Source organism: Serratia sp. DD3 (genome assembly GCF_000496755.2).
Window position 1 is genome coordinate 17,836 of record NZ_AYKS02000074.1, and the last position, 17,830, is coordinate 35,665.

Here is a 17,830-nt window from a genome sequence, read left to right on the forward strand (position 1 = left end):
GATTGGCAACAAGATCTTGTCAGCATGCAGAAATGACGGGCGCTATGCGCCCGTAAGAGGATTACAGTTTGGCGAAACAACGGCGAGCAGCATCGATGGTGCGCTGGATGTCTTCATCACTATGGGCAATAGACATAAACCCGGCTTCAAAGGCTGAGGGGGCCAGATAAACCCCTTCATCCAGCATCAGGTGGAAAAAGTGTTTAAAGCGCTCGACATCGCACTTCATCACATCCTGATAGCAGGTGACGCTTGGCGCATCGGTAAAGAACAGACCAAACATGCCCCCCACGTGATTGACAACTAATGGGATATTCTGATCTTTTGCTGCGTGCAACAGGCCTTCTGCCAACTTGGTGGTTAATTCGGTCAGTGTCTGGTGAACACCCACTTGTGCTACCTCGTTCAGGCAGGCGAAACCAGCGGCCATAGCAATCGGGTTACCCGACAATGTACCGGCCTGATACACCGGCCCTGTAGGGGCTAACGCCTCCATCACCTCTCGGCGGCCACCAAAAGCACCTACTGGCATTCCCCCACCAATAATCTTGCCCAGGCAGGTCAGGTCCGGTTCCACCTCATAGTAAGCTTGCGCCCCGGCGAGTGCGACACGGAAACCAGTCATCACCTCATCAATAATCAATAGTGCACCATATTGGTCACATAACGCGCGCAAACCGGGTAGAAACTCAGGCAACGGCGGAATACAGTTCATATTGCCAGCGACTGGTTCAACGATGATACAGGCAATCTCGGCCGGATATTGTTCAAATGCGCGACGTACAGAATCGAGGTCGTTATAGGTGCAGGTTAAGGTGTGCTTGGCAAAGTCTGCAGGTACACCTGGTGAATTGGGTTGACCCAAGGTTAACGCGCCGGATCCCGCTTTTACCAGCAGGCAGTCGGCGTGCCCATGGTAACAGCCTTCAAACTTGATGATTTTGTCACGGTGGGTATAGCCACGAGCCAGTCGGATGGCGCTCATGGTCGCTTCAGTGCCAGAGTTCACCATACGAACCATATCCATCGTTGGTACCAGATTGGTGACCAATTCCGCCATTTTGACTTCCATTTCCGTGGGGGCACCGAAGCTCAAGCCACGTTGTGCTGCTTCGATGACGGCGTTACGGATAGCGGGATGGTTGTGGCCTAATACCATTGGCCCCCAGGAACCGACATAATCGATATAAGCTTTACCGTCGACATCAAACAGATAAGCGCCATCAGCATGTGCGATAAACAGCGGGGTACCACCTACACCGGTGAATGCACGCACTGGGGAGTTAACTCCACCTGGGATTAACTGTTGCGCCTGGGCGTACAGACTTTCGGACTTACTGTGTAGGCTCATAAACAACTTGCTCCTGAGTTTATATTTGGATGATTTGACCCGGTTATTGTATAGAATAGTTGGCTTAGGTATGGGTACTATTTTTCACATCGATAATGAATAACTCATTATGTCTGAATTTCCGCTGCAATCTCCAGTAACAACGAAACCACGTTTGAGACGTTGTGACAAAGTTCGCCTGTTTATGCGTCAGGATAAAATCCCTGTTCTTATCATGGTGGCAAGGGCGGAGGACGATAGTTGGGGGAAACAGCGAGATAGAATGCGACAAATTAGTGAATACTTGAATGCAACACTCAGGTATTATACTCAGGTTTATCGAGTTGTAGCCGACAACCTTGACGCTTGAATGGCGACAGGTAGCGATAATTGAAGATATTGATCAGGTATCCTTGGCATCCCTGATGCAGAACATGGTTGGGAGTAAAGAGTATGAGCGATGAAGCAGCACTGCCCCTGAAATTTACTGAGGCAGCAGCAAATAAGGTAAAAGACCTGATTGCTGATGAAGAGAATCCAAACCTTAAGTTGCGGGTTTACATTACCGGTGGTGGTTGCAGTGGATTCCAGTATGGTTTCACCTTTGACGATAAGGTCAATGAAGGGGATGCCACGATTGAAATGCAAGGGGTTGAGTTGGTGGTTGACCCGATGAGTCTGCAATATCTGGTGGGTGGGGCAGTGGATTATACCGAGGGGCTGGAAGGTTCCCGCTTTGTCGTGGTTAATCCCAATGCTAAAACCACTTGTGGTTGTGGCTCCTCATTCAGTATTTGATGTTATGTTTGCTCTACAACACAACCCGAATGCTGGGGTTACGGTGGCGCCCCAGGGGTTTGCCCCCAGGTTCATTCAAGTTGCAGGCAACGATTTCGCAGCTTGAATGAACACCGGTAGGCCATCTATGGGGGCGTTCGCAGACCAAGAGGTAACTGCAGGACTATTGTTCGATAACTACTGTTCGAGAACAAATGCCGGTAATTTCAAATGCCAACGAATTGCTGCCAGGCGGATCCCCAGAGTAATCACCATACCTAGCATCATCGCCTGTTGCAGCGAGATACCAAGGATATAGAACGTGGCGGCGTGCACTGTTCCGCCAATAATACAGGCGGTGGCATAGACTTCTGTACGCAGGATCATTGGAATTTCACGTGCCAGCACATCGCGGATGATACCGCCACCAACGCCAGTGATAACGCCCATGCAGACAGCCACTAATGGCCCACTACCCGCATCGAAGGCTTTATTGACGCCAATGCCGACAAACACGGCCAGGCCGATGGCGTCCAGTACTGGCAGGATCCACTTAGGTAATCGGCGTGGCTGACGTACCAGTAGTAGCGTCAACACACAGGTGAGCATGGCCACTATCAGATCGGTAGGATCTTTTACCCAGAACACCGGGCCATTAGCTAATGCCATATCACGGATTGTTCCGCCGCCGATGGCCGTTACCACCCCCAGCACCAACACGCCAAAAGGATCCATCCGCAGCTTACCGGCCAGTAATACTCCCGAGATAGCGAACACCGCAGTGCCAAGAATATCTAACCATAACATCAGGTTATACCCTATCATCAGTGAATCTCCGCCAATTGACTACATAACGATTGCGCCGCCAATACGATGCGTGGTCCGGCGCGGCTAAACCAATCTTCATCTAACGCGATAACCGGCACGGCCAATTGTGGGGCCCAAAAAGCTTTCACATTGGCGATTTGCTGTGGGCTACCGCTAATGACGATGGCTTGTGGTTTTCTCACCAGTACCTGCTCACGGCTGATTTGTGGCCAAGGGACTCGGCTATCTGCAAAGATATTCTCTGCACCACATAAAGAGAGCACCTGACTTTGCAGTGTAGCCGCAGAACTGGTGAACAATGGCTGGGTACCGAATTGCAACAACACCCGAGGGGAAGGATTATTGGCATAGCGGGCTTTCAGTTCTGCGACTTGCTGGCGGATTGCTTGTGCTGCTTGATGGGCCAGCTGTGGATGAGGGCTGTACTGGGCCAGGGCATCCAGCGAGTGAGCGATGTCATCAATATTTTTTGCATCTGCATAGAAAATAGGGATGCCGAAAGCGGCGAATTGATCCAGTACCCGCTGGGGAGTACTGCCACGCCATGCCAGGATCAAGTCCGGCTTTAACGCCAACACCCGTTCGACATTGACCCCTTGCCAAGAAGCTACCTGTTCCAGTTTTTGGGCTTCTGGGGGGTAATCGGAATAGGCACTGACAGCCAGCAAGGTATCACCCATGCCCGCCGCATAAGCGAGTTCAGTGGTGCTGGGTGCCAGGCTGATAACACGCTGAGCAGCATGAATGGGTAGCACTGCCCAGCAAACCAGCCAGCATAACAGGATGGAGAAACGCGCTTTCACATTAATCACGTTTGCCCAGCGTTTGCAGCATGGCATTGACGATCAGCGAAGACTGTTTGGCTGCTACCAGCAGGAATTCGTCGAAGCTGATATGTGACTGCTGGTCAGCAACATCAGAAATAGCACGAACTACGACAAACGGTGTTGAGAACAAGTGGCAGACATGGGCAATAGCCGCTGCCTCCATCTCAACAGCGGCAACAGTTGGGAAATGGGCACGGATCCGCGCCAAGGGTTCGGCTCCGTTAATGAAAGCATCACCACTGCAAATCAAACCCCGCACGGCATGCAGATCGAGTTGTTCGATGCAGCTTTCAGCCAGGGCGATCAACGCCTCGTTGGCAATAAACGCCGCAGGGCAACAGGCCATTTGACCGGGTTGATAACCAAAGGCAGTCACATCGACATCGTGATAGCGTACCTCTTCAGAGACTACGATATCGCCCACGTTCAGAGTAGGGGCCAGGCCACCGGCGGAACCGGTATTGATGACGACGTCAGGTTTGCAGTGTTCCAGCAGTAAAGTGGTCCCCAATGCTGCAGCGACTTTACCAATGCCGGACTTGAGCAACGCCACGTCAACACCATTGATTTGACCGGTATAGATTTCACAACCTGCACGTTGAATCGTCTGGCGGTTAACAATCTGCTCGCGCAGTAATGCCACTTCTTGCTCCATTGCACCGATAATGCCTACTTTCATCACTCACTCTCACTGATAGGGTATGGAAATTGTGCCATAGTTTATCATGGCTCGCAGCGAGAGATAATCGGCAATAACGTTGCATCTGCAGCGGGGAATTGTTATCACAGTAGGAATGTGCAACGGTAGGGGAAACAGATGTCGGTGATCGATTTTAAACAGAAGATCAGCTTTCAACGGCCATTCAGCAAACGAATTGAAGCCGAAGAGGAGTATGATATTGTCCGACAGTTTGAGAGCGATCGCGGGCGTATTGTTAACTCGGCAGCGATCCGTCGTTTGCAGCAGAAAACCCAAGTATTTCCATTGGAGCGTAATGCAGCAGTGCGTAGTCGTCTCACGCACTCAATGGAGGTTCAACAGGTCGGGCGGCATATTGCCAAAGAGATCCTGAACCGCTTCAAGCAGGAGCAGCGTATTGATACGTTGGGCCTGAGTAAGTTACTTGATCCTTTTGAAAGTATTGTCGAGATGGCGTGTCTGATGCATGACATCGGCAACCCTCCCTTTGGTCATTTCGGTGAATCGGCGATTAAAGACTGGTTCCACCAGCGTCTCGATCCGGCTAATTGCGGTAGTGAGCCAAGTAGCCATGACCGCTGCCAAGTTGACATCTTGCGTCTGCGTGCCGGGGAGAGCGACCTGAACCGCTTGCGCAGCCGTATTCGTCAAGACCTCAGCCATTTTGAAGGGAATGCGCAGGCAATTCGCTTGGTGCATACACTGCTGAAACTGAATTTGACCTATGCCCAAGTGGGCTGCATTTTAAAATATACTCGCCCCGCCTATTGGTCAGATGAAATTCCGGCCAGTCACCATTATCTGATGAAAAAACCGGGTTTTTATCTGGCGGAAGAGAGCTTTGTCGAACGCTTGCGGCGTGAATTGAATATGGGCGAATTTGATCGTTTCCCACTGACCTATATTATGGAGGCCGCTGATGATATTTCTTATTGTGTGGCCGACTTGGAAGATGCTGTTGAGAAAAAAATATTTACCGTTGAGCAGCTTTATCAACATTTAGTGAAAGAGTGGGGAGATATTACGCCTGGGGACCTGTTTGATAAAACCGTTGCTAGCGCGTTTGGAAAAATTGAATCTAGTGGCGCACGTCGCAGTTCGGAAGACCAGTTTTTCATGTACCTACGGGTATTTACCGTGGCCAGGTTAGTTCCCCACGCGGCACAGCGTTTTATTGATAATCTGGATGCGGTATATCATGGCCGATTTAACGGTGCGCTGTTAGAGGATGACAGTCCAGCCTGTAAATTGCTTCAGGTTTTTAAAAACGTCGCATTTAAGAAGGTGTTCAATCACCCAGAGGTGGAGCAGCTCGAGTTACAGGGGTATCGGGTAATCAATGGATTACTGGATATTTACAGTCCATTGTTGGCGATGTCCCAAGCGGATTTTAGTCAGTTGGTACGCGAAGATAGCCATCGCGCATTCCCTATTGAAACGCGGTTATATCATAAGCTATCTACCAAGCATCGATTAGCCTACGTGGAGGCAGTTAGCGGTTTACAGCATCTTTCCGCCGAGCAATTGACAGTGAGAGAATATTATTATCGAGCACGTTTATTACAGGATTATATTAGTGGTATGACTGATCTGTATGCCTATGATGAATATCGTCGTTTAATGGCTGCTGAGTAATATTTCGAGTTTTGTAAAGACGGAGAATATTTGTTTACTATTGGCTGATGACGGTATTGGAACTTCGGCTTATTTACAGGCTCTTACTAAGCATCCAGACCACCGTATTTAATTAAACGACTTTTAAGAGATATACAGATGAAAAAGACAGCATTGGTTTTAAGCGCCTTGGCTTTCAGTGTGGGTATGGCTTTAGGGCCAGTGGTGACCAGCGCGACTGCAGCAGAAAGTGCTGCTGCATCTACTGCTACTGCCCAGCAATTACCCAGTTTAGCCCCCATGTTGGAAAAAGTGATGCCTTCTGTGGTGAGCATCAATGTTGAAGGCAGCACCACGGTGAATAGACAGAGAATGCCTCAACAGTTCCAGCAATTCTTTGGTGATAATTCGCCATTCTGCCAAGAGGGCTCACCTTTCCAAGCATCACCCATGTGCCAAGGGGCGGCTGGTCAAGGGGGGCAGGGCGGAGCTGCTGATCAAGGTATCAAAGAACCCTTCAAGTCTCTCGGTTCTGGCGTCATTATTGATGCCGCTAAAGGTTATGTGGTGACCAACAACCATGTGGTAGACAATGCCACTAAAATTCAGGTGCAGTTGAGTGATGGCCGTCGCTTCGAAGCTAAAGTGATTGGTAAGGATCCTCGTTCAGATATCGCGCTGATCCAATTGAAAGAGGCCAAAAATCTGACCGCCATCAAGATGGCAGATTCTGAGCAATTGCGTGTGGGTGACTATACCGTCGCGATTGGTAATCCTTATGGCTTGGGGGAAACCGCAACCTCTGGGATAGTGTCAGCTCTGGGGCGTAGTGGTTTGAATATCGAAAATTACGAGAACTTTATCCAGACCGATGCGGCAATCAACCGGGGTAACTCCGGTGGGGCACTGGTGAATCTGAATGGCGAACTGATCGGGATCAATACCGCGATCCTGGCGCCGGATGGCGGTAATATCGGTATCGGTTTTGCTATTCCCAGCAATATGGTGAAAAACCTGACGGCGCAAATGGTGGAATACGGCCAGGTGAAACGCGGTGAGCTAGGTATTATGGGCACTGAACTGAACTCCGATCTGGCTCAGGCGATGAAAGTGGATGCTCAGCGCGGTGCATTTATCAGCCAGGTAGTGCCAAAGTCTTCTGCTGATAAAGCGGGCGTTAAAGCCGGTGACGTTATTGTCAGCATGAATGGTAAAGCCATTTCCAGCTTTGCTTCATTCCGAGCTGAGATTGGTAGCCTGCCAATTGGCACCAAGATGTCCTTAGGCCTTATCCGTGACGGTAAACCACTGAATATCGAGTTGACGCTGGAGCAGGGGAGTCATTCACAAGTTGATTCCAGTAATATTTATACCGGTATCGAAGGCGCGGAATTAAGTAACAATTCTGGCAAAGAAAAAGGGGTGAAAGTAGACAATGTAAAAGCTGGCAGTGCTGCAGCACGCATTGGCCTGAAAAAAGGTGACCTGATCCTCGGGGTAAACCAACAAGCCGTTGAAAACCTGGGTGAGCTGCGCAAAATTATCGACAGCAAACCTTCGGTATTGGCGCTGAACATCCAACGTGGTGACACGAAGCTGTATTTGTTGATGCAATAAAGTATTTGTTGATGCAGTAAGATTTTCTGTTCTATACCCCAGCCACTGGTTTTCCCCAGTGGCTGGTTTTTTGCATCATGACCCCAGTTTTTGCATCATGACCCCAGTTGGAAGCTCGCCTCAGTTTTCACCAGTTCGATCTCATCCAGCAGTTCTAACCATTCCGGCTCAAGATCGTGGCTGTCAACCCCTTGGCGTAGCTGTTGTTCAAGATAGAAACAGAGCTGTTTCAGACGTGGGACACCGCTATAACTGCAACTACCGTGCAACTTGTGGATCAGATCGAGAATGCCTTCGTCTGATTGTCCATCCAATAGGCCTTTCACCCGTTCACTGACCTGTGGTAGAAACTCAATCAACATTTGTAGCAAGTCACGAGCGAGATCGTCTTTATTGGCGGCCTGGCGCAATGCTAATGACCAATCCAAGGCCAGAGCAGCGTCAGATGGGCTACGGGATTTTAACGGTTCGGGTTCGACTTTGGCGTTGAGATAACGTGAAAGCACTCGTGTCAGCATGGCTTCATCAATGGGTTTTGCCAGATAGTCATCCATTCCGGCTTGTAACAGGTGTTGGCGTTCACCACTGACTGCGTGGGCCGTTACCGCCACGATGGGGGTCGAGTTGTGATGCGGCATTTTGTGGATCAGCTCGCTGGCTTGGATACCATCAATGTTAGGCATCTGAATATCCATCAGGATCATATCCAGAACATTATCACGTGCTAATGCGATAGCTTCCTCCCCGCTTTCGCACAGCAACGTTTTTTCCACTTGCTCTTGCAACAGGGTGCCAATCAGTTTCAGGTTGGCCGGGTTATCATCCACCGCCATGACGGTCAGTGGTAGGCGCTTACGTTCTGTCGTCAGTGTACTTGAGCGCTGAGGGGGCTCCAGACGTAGTAATGGGTACAAACGGCTGCTACTGATGGGCTTGGTTAGGCAGCCAATCGCCCCCAGTTTTTTCATCTCCTCGGCGTCGATTTGCGATTGGCTCGGTAAAGCCAGGATCACGCGGTCGGCAATCGTCAACGCCTCTTCTAACTTATCACGATGATGGGTGATATTTTCTCGGTAAGGAATGGGGATACCTACCAGCAGGAAATCATAGGAATCTCTTGGTAACTGGTCGAGTGTAGGAGAATGCGTCACCAGCAAATGGGTGGCGCTTAACATATTCAGCGTCGCCTGTGCTGCAACAGGGTTAGCTTCGATGTAGGCCAGTGTTTTACCCCGCAGATCGGGTAGGCTTGGCGGTAATGACAACATGCCTTCATTGAGATCCAGCGTAATATGGAACCAGAAGGTGGATCCACGGTTTAATTGGCTGTGAAAACAGATGTCTCCTCCCATCTCTTTCACCAGTTTCTGGGTGATCACCAGACCTAACCCGGTCCCCCCATGGCGGCGAGAAATACTGGCATCCGCTTGGCGGAAGGCTTGGAACAGTTGTGACTGCTGGCGTTCGGAAATCCCGATGCCAGTATCGTGGATCTGTATTTCCAATTCTACCTGTCGTTCCAACTGGTTACGTTGTTCCACACGGATATCGATATTGCCGGTTTCAGTAAACTTCACTGCGTTACCCAACAAATTGGTGACGATCTGCTGTAGGCGCAATGCATCACCAATCACTTGCTCAGGAACATCATTTTGTACATCCAGCGTCAGTTCCAGCCCTTTTTCATGGGCACTTGGGGCGAGCAAAACGACCACTTCGTCTAGCGTTTCGCGCAGCGAGAATGGAATATGTTCCAGTACCAGCTTACCGGCCTCCAGTTTGGAGAAGTCCAACACATCATTAATGATAGACAACAGGTTATTGGCTGAGCGCTCAATGGTTTGTAAATAATCTGTCTGGGTGGTGCTGAGTTCGGTTTTTAACATCTGGCGAGTAAAACCGATAACACCATTGAGTGGGGTCCTCAGTTCATGGGACATATTCGCCAGGAACTCAGATTTGATACGTGCTGCTTCTTGGGCGCGCTTTTTCGCCAAATCCAGTTCAATGTTCTGGATCTCCATCTGCTCAAGGGTTTCACGCAGATCGGATGTCGCCTGATCAATATTTTGCTGCATCTCTTCATGGTAAGCGGTCAGCGACATCGCCATGGAGTTGATACCGTTTTTCAGCATCTGCAGCTCACCGAGCATAGAGCCTTCCACTCGGCTATCCAATTGCCCACGACGGATGCGGTCAACGGTGTTAACCATATTGCGGATAGGCGCTGTCACGCCCTGTACTAAACGGTAAGCAAACAAAATGGCGATGCACATGCACGACAAGAGTAATAATGTTGCAACGAAAATCTCTTTGTACTGTTGCAAGCGTACCGATTGTAAATCGATCTCGATGGCCACATAGCCGAGATTGTTATCATGAGGCGTTTCGTTGTTGGTACTTTCATCTGAGTATTGATTTTCAGACAAGATAGGGGTGCGCAAAATCAACGAGTCCCCTCTTCGCGTCAGCATCAATTCAGAAGGAATGGCGACTTCTTTCGGTAACTGCAATTGCGTGTAATTAGAGTGGGAATTAGAGGTGGCAAACAGATTGTTATGGGCATCAAAGACGGCAATTGAACGTACAATATCCGAATGGCGGCGATGCAGCAGGCTAACCAGTTGTTTGACCGATTCTCGACTGGGGTAGGTCATGCCGTATTCACTGGCGACCGCCAGAGGCCCAATAATACTGCTACCCGCATCAATAAGCTGCTTCTGCAACTCGTTGTTGCGATGCACAACAAAGAAGGTGCTGAGCAGTGAACCGATCAATAATGTCGGTGCCAGGATCAGGATCATCATGCGCGCGCGTAAGCTGTATTTGGTCATGGGATTCCAATTTGGGAGAATCAGATAGCTAATCCTAACAATGAACCAGCATTCGATCGACAACTATGGCTCAATTCTACTCTTCCAAACGCCGTGTGACGACCCGAGCAACAACACAATTATTAACCGTAACGGTGACTGAGCTTGATTCATTTGGCAAAGGGGTGGCTCGTTACCAAGGTAAAACCGTCTTTGTGATCGGTGGTAGGGGTTGAAGGTGTTGCCACACTGGTTGCTAATGGGCAATATAACGCCCATAAGAATTTACTGATGAATGTGTCATTTTCCATGAGGATCTGGAGGGGGTTGTCGTACAGCAACCTTGGGCAGTTCAAGGGTTTGATAAGGTGATGCTGGATCCTGCCCGCGCTGGCGCTGCCGGTGTGATGTCACATATTGTAAAATTGGCACCAGAACGTGTGGTTTACGTTTCCTGTAATCCATCGACACTGGCTTGTGATAGCAAAGTGTTACTGGCCGCCGGTTACCATCTGGTTCGTGTGCGGATGTGATACATGTTTCCACATACGGGGCATCTTGAATCCATGGCGCTGTTTATCAAGGCGTCAGGAGCGCTAAAGTAGGGGATAGTTATGGTTGCGGTAAGAAGTGCACATCTGAATACGGCGGGGGAGTTTGCGCTTGATGATTGGATAGCTAGCTTAAAGCTTCCCAGCCTGCAGTCATGTGAGCGGTTAGCCACAACCTGGAATTATTGTGAGCAACAGACCCAAAGCCACGGAGATAGGCTGTTATTGCTGGGGCGAGGTCTGGAAATGGTGGAGATCCTCTCCACCCTCAGTATGGATAACGACAGTATGCGCGCCGCGCTCCTGTTCCCGCTGGTGGATGCCGGTATTTTGCCGGAAGCGACGCTGACTGAAGAGTTCGGTTCTGATATCACCTCGTTGGTTCACGGCGTGCGTGATATGGATGCCATCCGGCAACTGAAAGCGACACAGAACGATTCGTTGGGCTCAGAACAGCTCGACAACGTGCGCCGTATGCTGCTGGCGATGGTAGAAGATTTCCGTTGTGTGGTGATCAAGCTGGCTGAGCGGATCGCTCACTTGCGCGAAGTGAAAGATGCTCCTGAAGATGAGCGGGTGCTGGCAGCTAAAGAGTGTTTCAATATTTATGCGCCATTAGCCAATCGTCTCGGTATTGGTCAATTAAAATGGGAATTGGAAGATTTCTGCTTTCGTTACCTGCATCCTGACGAATATAAACGTATTGCTACGCTGTTACATGAACGCCGTATTGATCGTGAGCAGTATATCGATGACTTTGTCGCTGTACTGCGTACTGAGATGAATCAGGAAGGGATCAAGGCAGAGATCTATGGCCGCCCGAAACACATTTATAGCATCTGGCGCAAGATGCAGAAAAAGTCGCTGGCGTTCGATGAGTTATTCGATGTGCGTGCCGTGCGGGTGGTGGTAGAACGCTTGCAGGATTGCTATGCCGCATTGGGTATTGTGCATACGCACTTTCGTCATCTGCCAGATGAGTTTGACGATTATGTCGCCAACCCGAAACCGAACGGCTACCAGTCGATTCATACTGTGGTTTTTGGGCCGCGAGGAAGGACGCTGGAGATCCAGATCCGTACCCGTCAAATGCATGAAGATGCTGAACTGGGTGTTGCTGCGCACTGGAAATATAAAGAAGGCGCGGTGGCGACAATACGTTCGGGTTATGAAGAGCGTATTGCCTGGCTGCGTAAACTGATTGCCTGGCAAGAAGAGATGGCTGATTCTGGCGAAATGCTCGACGAAGTTCGCAGCCAGGTTTTTGATGACCGCGTCTATGTGTTTACCCCTAAAGGTGACGTGATAGATCTTCCCACCGGTTCCACGCCCCTCGATTTTGCCTACCACATCCATAGCGATGTCGGCCACCGTTGCATTGGTGCCAAAATTGGTGGTCGTATCGTGCCCTTTACCTATCAGTTGCAAATGGGCGATCAGGTCGAGGTGATCACTCAGAAGCAGCCGAATCCTAGCCGAGACTGGTTGAACCCGAACCTGGGTTATATTACCACCAGCCGTGGGCGTTCGAAGATCCACAACTGGTTCCGCAAACAGGATCGCGATAAAAATATCCTGGCCGGGCGGCAGATGCTGGACAATGAGCTGGAGCATCTAGGCATCAGCCTACGGGAAGCTGAAAAGCTGTTGATACCACGTTATAACGTTAACTCGCTGGATGAAGTGTTGGCGGGGATCGGCGGTGGTGATATTCGTCTTAATCAGATGATCAACTTCCTGCAAAATAAGCTTAACCAACCCAGTGCTGAAGAGCAGGATCGCCAGGCATTGCAGCAGTTGACCCAACATAAAGCACCTGGGGCAGGGGTTCGTAGTAAAGATAACGGGCGCGTGGTGGTTGAAGGCGTCGGTAATCTGATGCACCACATCGCCCGCTGCTGCCAACCGATCCCGGGTGATGACATCGTTGGTTTTATCACTCAGGGTCGGGGGATCTCGATCCACCGTTCCGACTGTGATCAACTGGCCGAGCTCAGGTCTCACGCGCCAGAGCGTATTGTTGATGCGGTCTGGGGGGAAAGCTATTCCAGCGGTTATTCGCTGGTAGTGCGGGTGTTGGCCAATGATCGTAGTGGCTTGCTACGGGATATCACCACCATCCTGGCTAACGAAAAAGTTAATGTATTGGGTGTTGCCAGCCGTAGCGATACGAAAAAGCAGTTGGCGACAATCGATATGGACATTGAAATCTACAATCAGCAAGTGCTGGGGCGTGTATTGGCCAAGCTCAATCAATTACCTGATGTGATAGATGCCAAGCGCCTGCATGGCAAGTAAGTGCGTTTGATTTCGTCATTCAAGCGGCTTGGGGGCGGTATTTATCTGTTCCCTTGGGTGTTTGCTTTGCCCTGCGTTTGGGGCGTGTTGTGCCTATTTTTACTGAGAGATTAACATGAGCCAAACCTCTTCACTGCAACGCTTGCTGGCCATTATGAGAACCTTGCGCGACCCACAAGCGGGTTGCCCTTGGGACCGCAAGCAGACTTTCGCCAGCATTGCGCCCTATACGCTGGAAGAAACTTACGAAGTGTTGGATGCTATTGAACGCCAGGATTACGCCGATCTGCGCGATGAACTGGGTGATCTCCTGTTCCAGGTGGTGTTCTATGCTCAGATGGGGCAGGAGCAAGGGCTGTTTGATTTCGAACAGGTGTGTAATGCCATCAGCGACAAACTGGAGCGCCGCCATCCACATATCTTTGGTGATGCTCATGCGGCGGATAGCCAGGCTGTTTCTGTGCGTTGGGAACAACTGAAGGCTGAAGAACGAGCAGAGAAAGCGTTGCATTCAGTGCTGGATGATATTCCCAATGCCTTACCCGCATTAATGAAAGCACATAAGATTCAGCAGCGTTGTGCGGCAGTGGGGTTTGACTGGCACACCTTGGAGCCAGTCGTGGGTAAAGTGCGCGAAGAGCTTGACGAAGTGATGCATGAAGTACGGCAAGCGGTGGTGGATGAACAGAAACTGCAAGAGGAGATCGGCGATCTGCTGTTTGCTACCGTTAATCTTTCCCGCCATCTTGGGCACAAAGCGGAAAATGCCTTACAGGTGGCCAACCGCAAGTTTGAGCGCCGTTTTCGTCAGGTAGAAGAGATCATACAGCAGCAGGGGTTAGCTCTGCAGGAAGCGACGCTGGAGCAGATGGAAGCCGCCTGGCAGCAGATAAAAAAACAAGAAAGCCAGCAGGAAACATGATGGACAAACCCTGTCGGTTGTTTGATCGCCGACAATACTTGCTTAAGCTGAAACGGTTAAGCTCGGTTGCATGTCGTTGCTGAATCGCCCGGTGAGGTTCCGCCAGCCCCATGCAGGTTGCAGAGTGCCAGATGATGGGGCGAGACGCTAGCTAAGGTTAACAAACTGAATTGCAGGTTTTTTATAGCGTTTTATAGAGATATAGCCACAGAAGACGGATTATTGGCTGATCTTTGCTTTATTTTTGTTTTTTAAAGCATTTTTATGATTTCTTGGGCGGCTTTACCTGGATAAACTCGCGGCGGTGACAGAGATGATGGATGGCAAAACGATCATTTGTAGGTCAAGAGAGGTTCGGGTATACTGTTTTCCCGTCTTGGTTCTTCCATCGTCTTTAAACCTAAACTCTCAGGTTCAGCATGACAACTAATTATATTTTTGTGACTGGCGGGGTCGTATCCTCTCTGGGTAAAGGCATTGCTGCAGCCTCTCTGGCAGCTATTCTTGAAGCCCGTGGCCTCAATGTTACCATCATGAAGCTGGACCCATATATCAATGTGGATCCGGGCACCATGAGCCCGATCCAGCATGGGGAAGTTTTCGTCACCGAAGACGGCGCAGAAACTGATCTGGATCTCGGTCACTACGAACGCTTTATCCGTACCAAAATGACGCGCCGTAATAATTTCACCACCGGCCGTATCTACTCTGATGTATTGCGTAAAGAGCGCCGTGGTGACTATTTGGGGGCGACGATACAGGTCATCCCTCATATCACTAACGCCATTAAAGAACGCATCATTGAAGGCGGCGAAGGCCACGATGTGGTTCTGGTTGAAATTGGCGGCACCGTTGGCGATATCGAATCCTTGCCGTTCTTGGAAGCTATCCGTCAGATGGCCGTTGGAGTAGGCCGTGAACACACGCTGTATATGCATCTGACGTTGGTGCCTTATCTGGCTGCTGCGGGTGAAGTGAAAACCAAACCGACCCAACACTCGGTGAAAGAGTTGCTTTCCATTGGTATTCAGCCAGATATCCTGATTTGTCGTTCTGATCGCACCGTTCCAGCCAATGAACGTGCAAAAATCGCGCTGTTCTGTAATGTGCCGGAAAAGGCAGTTATCTCCCTAAAAGATATTGATTCTATTTATAAAATTCCTGCGCTATTGAAGTCTCAGGGGTTAGATGACTATATTTGTAAACGATTCGGTTTGACGCCGCCTGAAGCGAATCTCTCTGAATGGGAACAGGTGATTTACCAGGAAGCCAATCCGGGTGGTGAAGTGACGATAGGTATGGTGGGCAAATATGTCGAACTGCCCGATGCCTATAAGTCAGTGATTGAGGCGCTGAAACATGGGGGCCTGAAAAATCGTGTGACCGTCAACATCAAGTTGATCGACTCACAAGATGTTGAAACCCGTGGTGTAGAAGTGCTGAAAGATCTGGATGCTATCCTGATCCCCGGTGGTTTCGGTTACCGTGGCGTAGAAGGCAAGGTAATGACTGCACGCTATGCCCGCGAAAACAAAATTCCTTATCTGGGCATCTGCTTGGGTATGCAAGTGGCATTGATGGAGTTTGCCCGCAATGTGGTGGGGATGGAAAACGCCAACTCCACTGAGTTTGTGCCAGATTGTAAGTACCCGGTAGTGGCCTTGATTACCGAATGGCGTGATGAAGAAGGTAACGTCGAGGTCCGTACTGAAGAAAGTGATCTCGGTGGCACGATGCGTGTTGGTGGTCAGCAATGTCATCTGACGGACAATAGTCTGGTGCGTAAAATGTATGGCGAACCCACCATTACTGAGCGTCATCGCCACCGTTATGAAGTGAACAATATGCTGTTGAAACCGATCGAAGCGGCGGGTTTACGTGTTGCTGGTCGTTCTGCAGATAACAAGCTGGTTGAAATTATTGAGCTGCCTGACCATCCATGGTTTGTCGCTTGCCAGTTCCACCCTGAATTTACTTCGACGCCACGTGATGGTCACCCGCTGTTTGCTGGTTTTGTCAAGGCAGCGGCCGATTATCAGAAGCGTCAGGAGAAATAAGAGTTTTAGTCGACAGCGCGCGCTAAAACCGCGCGTTGTTTGTCTGGAGTTTTAATTTAACTTGTGACTTGAGGAAAACCTGTATGTCTAAAATTGTGAAAGTCATTGGCCGTGAAATTATCGACTCACGCGGCAATCCAACTGTTGAAGCTGAAGTTCATCTGGAAGGTGGTTTTGTCGGTCTGGCTGCTGCGCCATCAGGTGCATCTACTGGTTCTCGTGAAGCACTGGAACTGCGTGATGGTGACAAGTCGCGTTTCCTGGGTAAAGGCGTACTGAAAGCCGTTGCTGCAGTAAACGGCCCAATTGCTCAGGCAGTCATGGGTAAAGATGCTAGCGATCAAGCGAACATCGACAAGATCATGATCGATCTGGATGGTACCGAGAATAAATCTCAATTCGGTGCTAACGCTATCCTGGCGGTTTCTCTGGCTAACGCCAAAGCGGCTGCGGCCTCTAAAGGTATGCCGCTGTATGAGCATATTGCTGAACTGAATGGTACTCCAGGCAAATTCTCTATGCCATTGCCAATGATGAACATCATCAACGGTGGTGAGCACGCCGACAACAACGTCGACATCCAAGAGTTTATGATTCAGCCAGTAGGCGCAAAAACCCTGAAAGAAGCGGTACGTATCGGTTCTGAAGTATTCCATCACCTGGCAAAAGTGCTGAAGGCCAAAGGCATGAACACCGCAGTGGGTGATGAAGGTGGCTATGCGCCAAACCTGGGTTCTAACGCAGAAGCATTGGCAGTAATTGCCGAAGCGGTGAAAGCGGCAGGCTATGAGCTGGGTAAAGATGTGACTCTGGCGATGGACTGTGCAGCCTCTGAATTCTATAAAGATGGTAAATACGTCCTGGCTGGCGAAGGTAACAAGGCGTTTACTTCCGAAGAGTTTACTCATTTCCTGGAAGACTTGACCAAGCAATACCCAATCGTTTCCATTGAAGATGGTCTGGATGAGTCTGATTGGGCCGGTTTTGCCTACCAGACCAAAGTGCTGGGTGACAAAATCCAGTTGGTGGGTGACGATCTGTTCGTAACCAACACCAAAATCCTGAAAGAAGGTATTGATAAAGGCATTGCTAACTCTATCCTGATCAAGTTCAACCAGATCGGTTCTCTGACCGAAACCCTGGCTGCTATCAAGATGGCTAAAGACGCCGGCTACACTGCGGTGATTTCTCACCGTTCAGGTGAAACTGAAGATGCGACTATCGCTGATCTGGCGGTGGGTACAGCAGCAGGTCAGATCAAGACTGGTTCTATGAGCCGTTCTGATCGTGTAGCTAAGTACAACCAGTTGATCCGTATCGAAGAAGCACTGGGTAACCGTGCACCGTTTAATGGCCTGAAAGAAGTTAAAGGTCAGTAATCAGTCTTTGATTGTGAGCTAAGTAGAGAGTTAAGTAGCTAGTTAAGTGAAAACCCGCCGCAGTATTTGGCGGGTTTTCTATTTTAATGGAATAGGCTGTATCTCTCTCTTGCAGCA

At 49.8% G+C, this 17,830-nt stretch carries 13 protein-coding genes and 1 pseudogene; 9 read left to right on the top strand and 5 right to left on the bottom strand.

Annotation, left to right across the window (positions count from 1 at the left end; genetic code table 11):
- Window positions 1-61: 61 nt before the first annotated feature.
- Window positions 62-1,351: a glutamate-1-semialdehyde 2,1-aminomutase gene (gene hemL, locus IO95_RS14550; RefSeq protein WP_023489848.1), complete on the bottom strand. Its 1,290-nt coding sequence runs from the start codon at window positions 1,349-1,351 to the stop codon at window positions 62-64.
- Between the two features lie 432 nt (window positions 1,352-1,783).
- Here hemL and erpA point away from each other — a divergent pair, with 432 nt between their 5' ends.
- Window positions 1,784-2,128, top strand: a complete 345-nt coding sequence (gene erpA / locus IO95_RS14560; RefSeq protein WP_023489847.1) for an iron-sulfur cluster insertion protein ErpA — start codon at window positions 1,784-1,786, stop codon at window positions 2,126-2,128.
- A gap of 177 nt (window positions 2,129-2,305) precedes the next feature.
- Here erpA and IO95_RS14565 read toward each other — a convergent pair whose 3' ends face one another.
- From IO95_RS14565 to mtnN, 3 genes are read right to left on the bottom strand one after another with little or no spacing between them, the layout of a single operon-like run.
- On the bottom strand, window positions 2,306-2,932 hold the full coding sequence (locus IO95_RS14565) for a TRIC cation channel family protein (protein WP_023489846.1): 627 nt from the start codon (window positions 2,930-2,932) through the stop codon (window positions 2,306-2,308).
- Window positions 2,932-3,738, bottom strand: coding sequence for a vitamin B12 ABC transporter substrate-binding protein BtuF (gene btuF, locus IO95_RS14570; protein ID WP_037385950.1), 807 nt, complete (start codon window positions 3,736-3,738; stop codon window positions 2,932-2,934). The genes IO95_RS14565 and btuF overlap by 1 nt, the downstream gene beginning before the upstream one ends.
- 1 nt (window position 3,739) lies before the next feature.
- Complete coding sequence (gene mtnN / locus IO95_RS14575) at window positions 3,740-4,441, bottom strand: 5'-methylthioadenosine/S-adenosylhomocysteine nucleosidase (RefSeq protein WP_023489844.1); 702 nt, start codon at window positions 4,439-4,441, stop codon at window positions 3,740-3,742.
- Between the two features lie 138 nt (window positions 4,442-4,579).
- On the opposite strand from mtnN, the gene dgt reads away from it, so the two are divergent.
- Together dgt and degP are read left to right on the top strand one after the other, a co-directional pair.
- On the top strand, window positions 4,580-6,097 hold the full coding sequence (dgt, locus tag IO95_RS14580; protein WP_037385919.1) for a dGTPase: 1,518 nt from the start codon (window positions 4,580-4,582) through the stop codon (window positions 6,095-6,097).
- 138 nt (window positions 6,098-6,235) lie between these two features.
- Window positions 6,236-7,693, top strand: coding sequence for a serine endoprotease DegP (gene degP, locus IO95_RS14585; protein ID WP_023490916.1), 1,458 nt, complete (start codon window positions 6,236-6,238; stop codon window positions 7,691-7,693).
- A 95-nt stretch (window positions 7,694-7,788) separates the two neighbouring features.
- Here degP and barA read toward each other — a convergent pair whose 3' ends face one another.
- On the bottom strand, window positions 7,789-10,527 hold the full coding sequence (gene barA, locus IO95_RS14590) for a two-component sensor histidine kinase BarA (protein ID WP_023490915.1): 2,739 nt from the start codon (window positions 10,525-10,527) through the stop codon (window positions 7,789-7,791).
- A gap of 65 nt (window positions 10,528-10,592) precedes the next feature.
- On the opposite strand from barA, the gene IO95_RS25645 reads away from it, so the two are divergent.
- The 6 genes and pseudogenes from IO95_RS25645 to eno all read left to right on the top strand — a co-directional run bounded on the left by IO95_RS25645 (window position 10,593) and on the right by eno (window position 17,713).
- Window positions 10,593-10,742 (top strand): TRAM domain-containing protein, encoded by a 150-nt coding sequence (locus IO95_RS25645; RefSeq protein ID WP_160165622.1) that lies wholly within the window; start codon window positions 10,593-10,595, stop codon window positions 10,740-10,742.
- A pseudogene (rumA, locus tag IO95_RS24225) lies at window positions 10,729-11,036 on the top strand (23S rRNA (uracil(1939)-C(5))-methyltransferase RlmD); the annotation flags it as partial. The gene IO95_RS25645 and the pseudogene rumA, both read left to right, overlap by 14 nt.
- 84 nt (window positions 11,037-11,120) lie before the next feature.
- Window positions 11,121-13,355: a GTP diphosphokinase gene (gene relA, locus IO95_RS14600; protein ID WP_023490911.1), complete on the top strand. Its 2,235-nt coding sequence runs from the start codon at window positions 11,121-11,123 to the stop codon at window positions 13,353-13,355.
- A gap of 115 nt (window positions 13,356-13,470) precedes the next feature.
- Window positions 13,471-14,277 (top strand): nucleoside triphosphate pyrophosphohydrolase, encoded by an 807-nt coding sequence (mazG, locus tag IO95_RS14605; protein WP_023490909.1) that lies wholly within the window; start codon window positions 13,471-13,473, stop codon window positions 14,275-14,277.
- Between the two features lie 419 nt (window positions 14,278-14,696).
- Complete coding sequence (gene pyrG, locus IO95_RS14610) at window positions 14,697-16,334, top strand: glutamine hydrolyzing CTP synthase (protein ID WP_023490908.1); 1,638 nt, start codon at window positions 14,697-14,699, stop codon at window positions 16,332-16,334.
- A gap of 83 nt (window positions 16,335-16,417) precedes the next feature.
- A complete protein-coding gene (eno, locus tag IO95_RS14615) occupies window positions 16,418-17,713 on the top strand; it encodes a phosphopyruvate hydratase (RefSeq protein ID WP_023490907.1) in 1,296 nt (431 codons plus the stop codon).
- Window positions 17,714-17,830: the final 117 nt, after the last annotated feature.

What these genes read in the sequence shown, in the direction of transcription:
- hemL (WP_023489848.1), bottom strand. Translation starts at nt 1,351, where the DNA reads ATGAGCCTACACAGTAAGTCCGAAAGTCTGTACGCCCAGGCGCAACAG.
- erpA (WP_023489847.1), top strand. Translation starts at nt 1,784, where the DNA reads ATGAGCGATGAAGCAGCACTGCCCCTGAAATTTACTGAGGCAGCAGCA.
- IO95_RS14565 (WP_023489846.1), bottom strand. Translation starts at nt 2,932, where the DNA reads ATGATAGGGTATAACCTGATGTTATGGTTAGATATTCTTGGCACTGCG.
- mtnN (WP_023489844.1), bottom strand. Translation starts at nt 4,441, where the DNA reads ATGAAAGTAGGCATTATCGGTGCAATGGAGCAAGAAGTGGCATTACTG.
- dgt (WP_037385919.1), top strand. Translation starts at nt 4,580, where the DNA reads ATGTCGGTGATCGATTTTAAACAGAAGATCAGCTTTCAACGGCCATTC.
- degP (WP_023490916.1), top strand. Translation starts at nt 6,236, where the DNA reads ATGAAAAAGACAGCATTGGTTTTAAGCGCCTTGGCTTTCAGTGTGGGT.
- barA (WP_023490915.1), bottom strand. Translation starts at nt 10,527, where the DNA reads ATGACCAAATACAGCTTACGCGCGCGCATGATGATCCTGATCCTGGCA.
- IO95_RS25645 (WP_160165622.1), top strand. Translation starts at nt 10,593, where the DNA reads ATGGCTCAATTCTACTCTTCCAAACGCCGTGTGACGACCCGAGCAACA.
- relA (WP_023490911.1), top strand. Translation starts at nt 11,121, where the DNA reads ATGGTTGCGGTAAGAAGTGCACATCTGAATACGGCGGGGGAGTTTGCG.
- mazG (WP_023490909.1), top strand. Translation starts at nt 13,471, where the DNA reads ATGAGCCAAACCTCTTCACTGCAACGCTTGCTGGCCATTATGAGAACC.
- pyrG (WP_023490908.1), top strand. Translation starts at nt 14,697, where the DNA reads ATGACAACTAATTATATTTTTGTGACTGGCGGGGTCGTATCCTCTCTG.
- eno (WP_023490907.1), top strand. Translation starts at nt 16,418, where the DNA reads ATGTCTAAAATTGTGAAAGTCATTGGCCGTGAAATTATCGACTCACGC.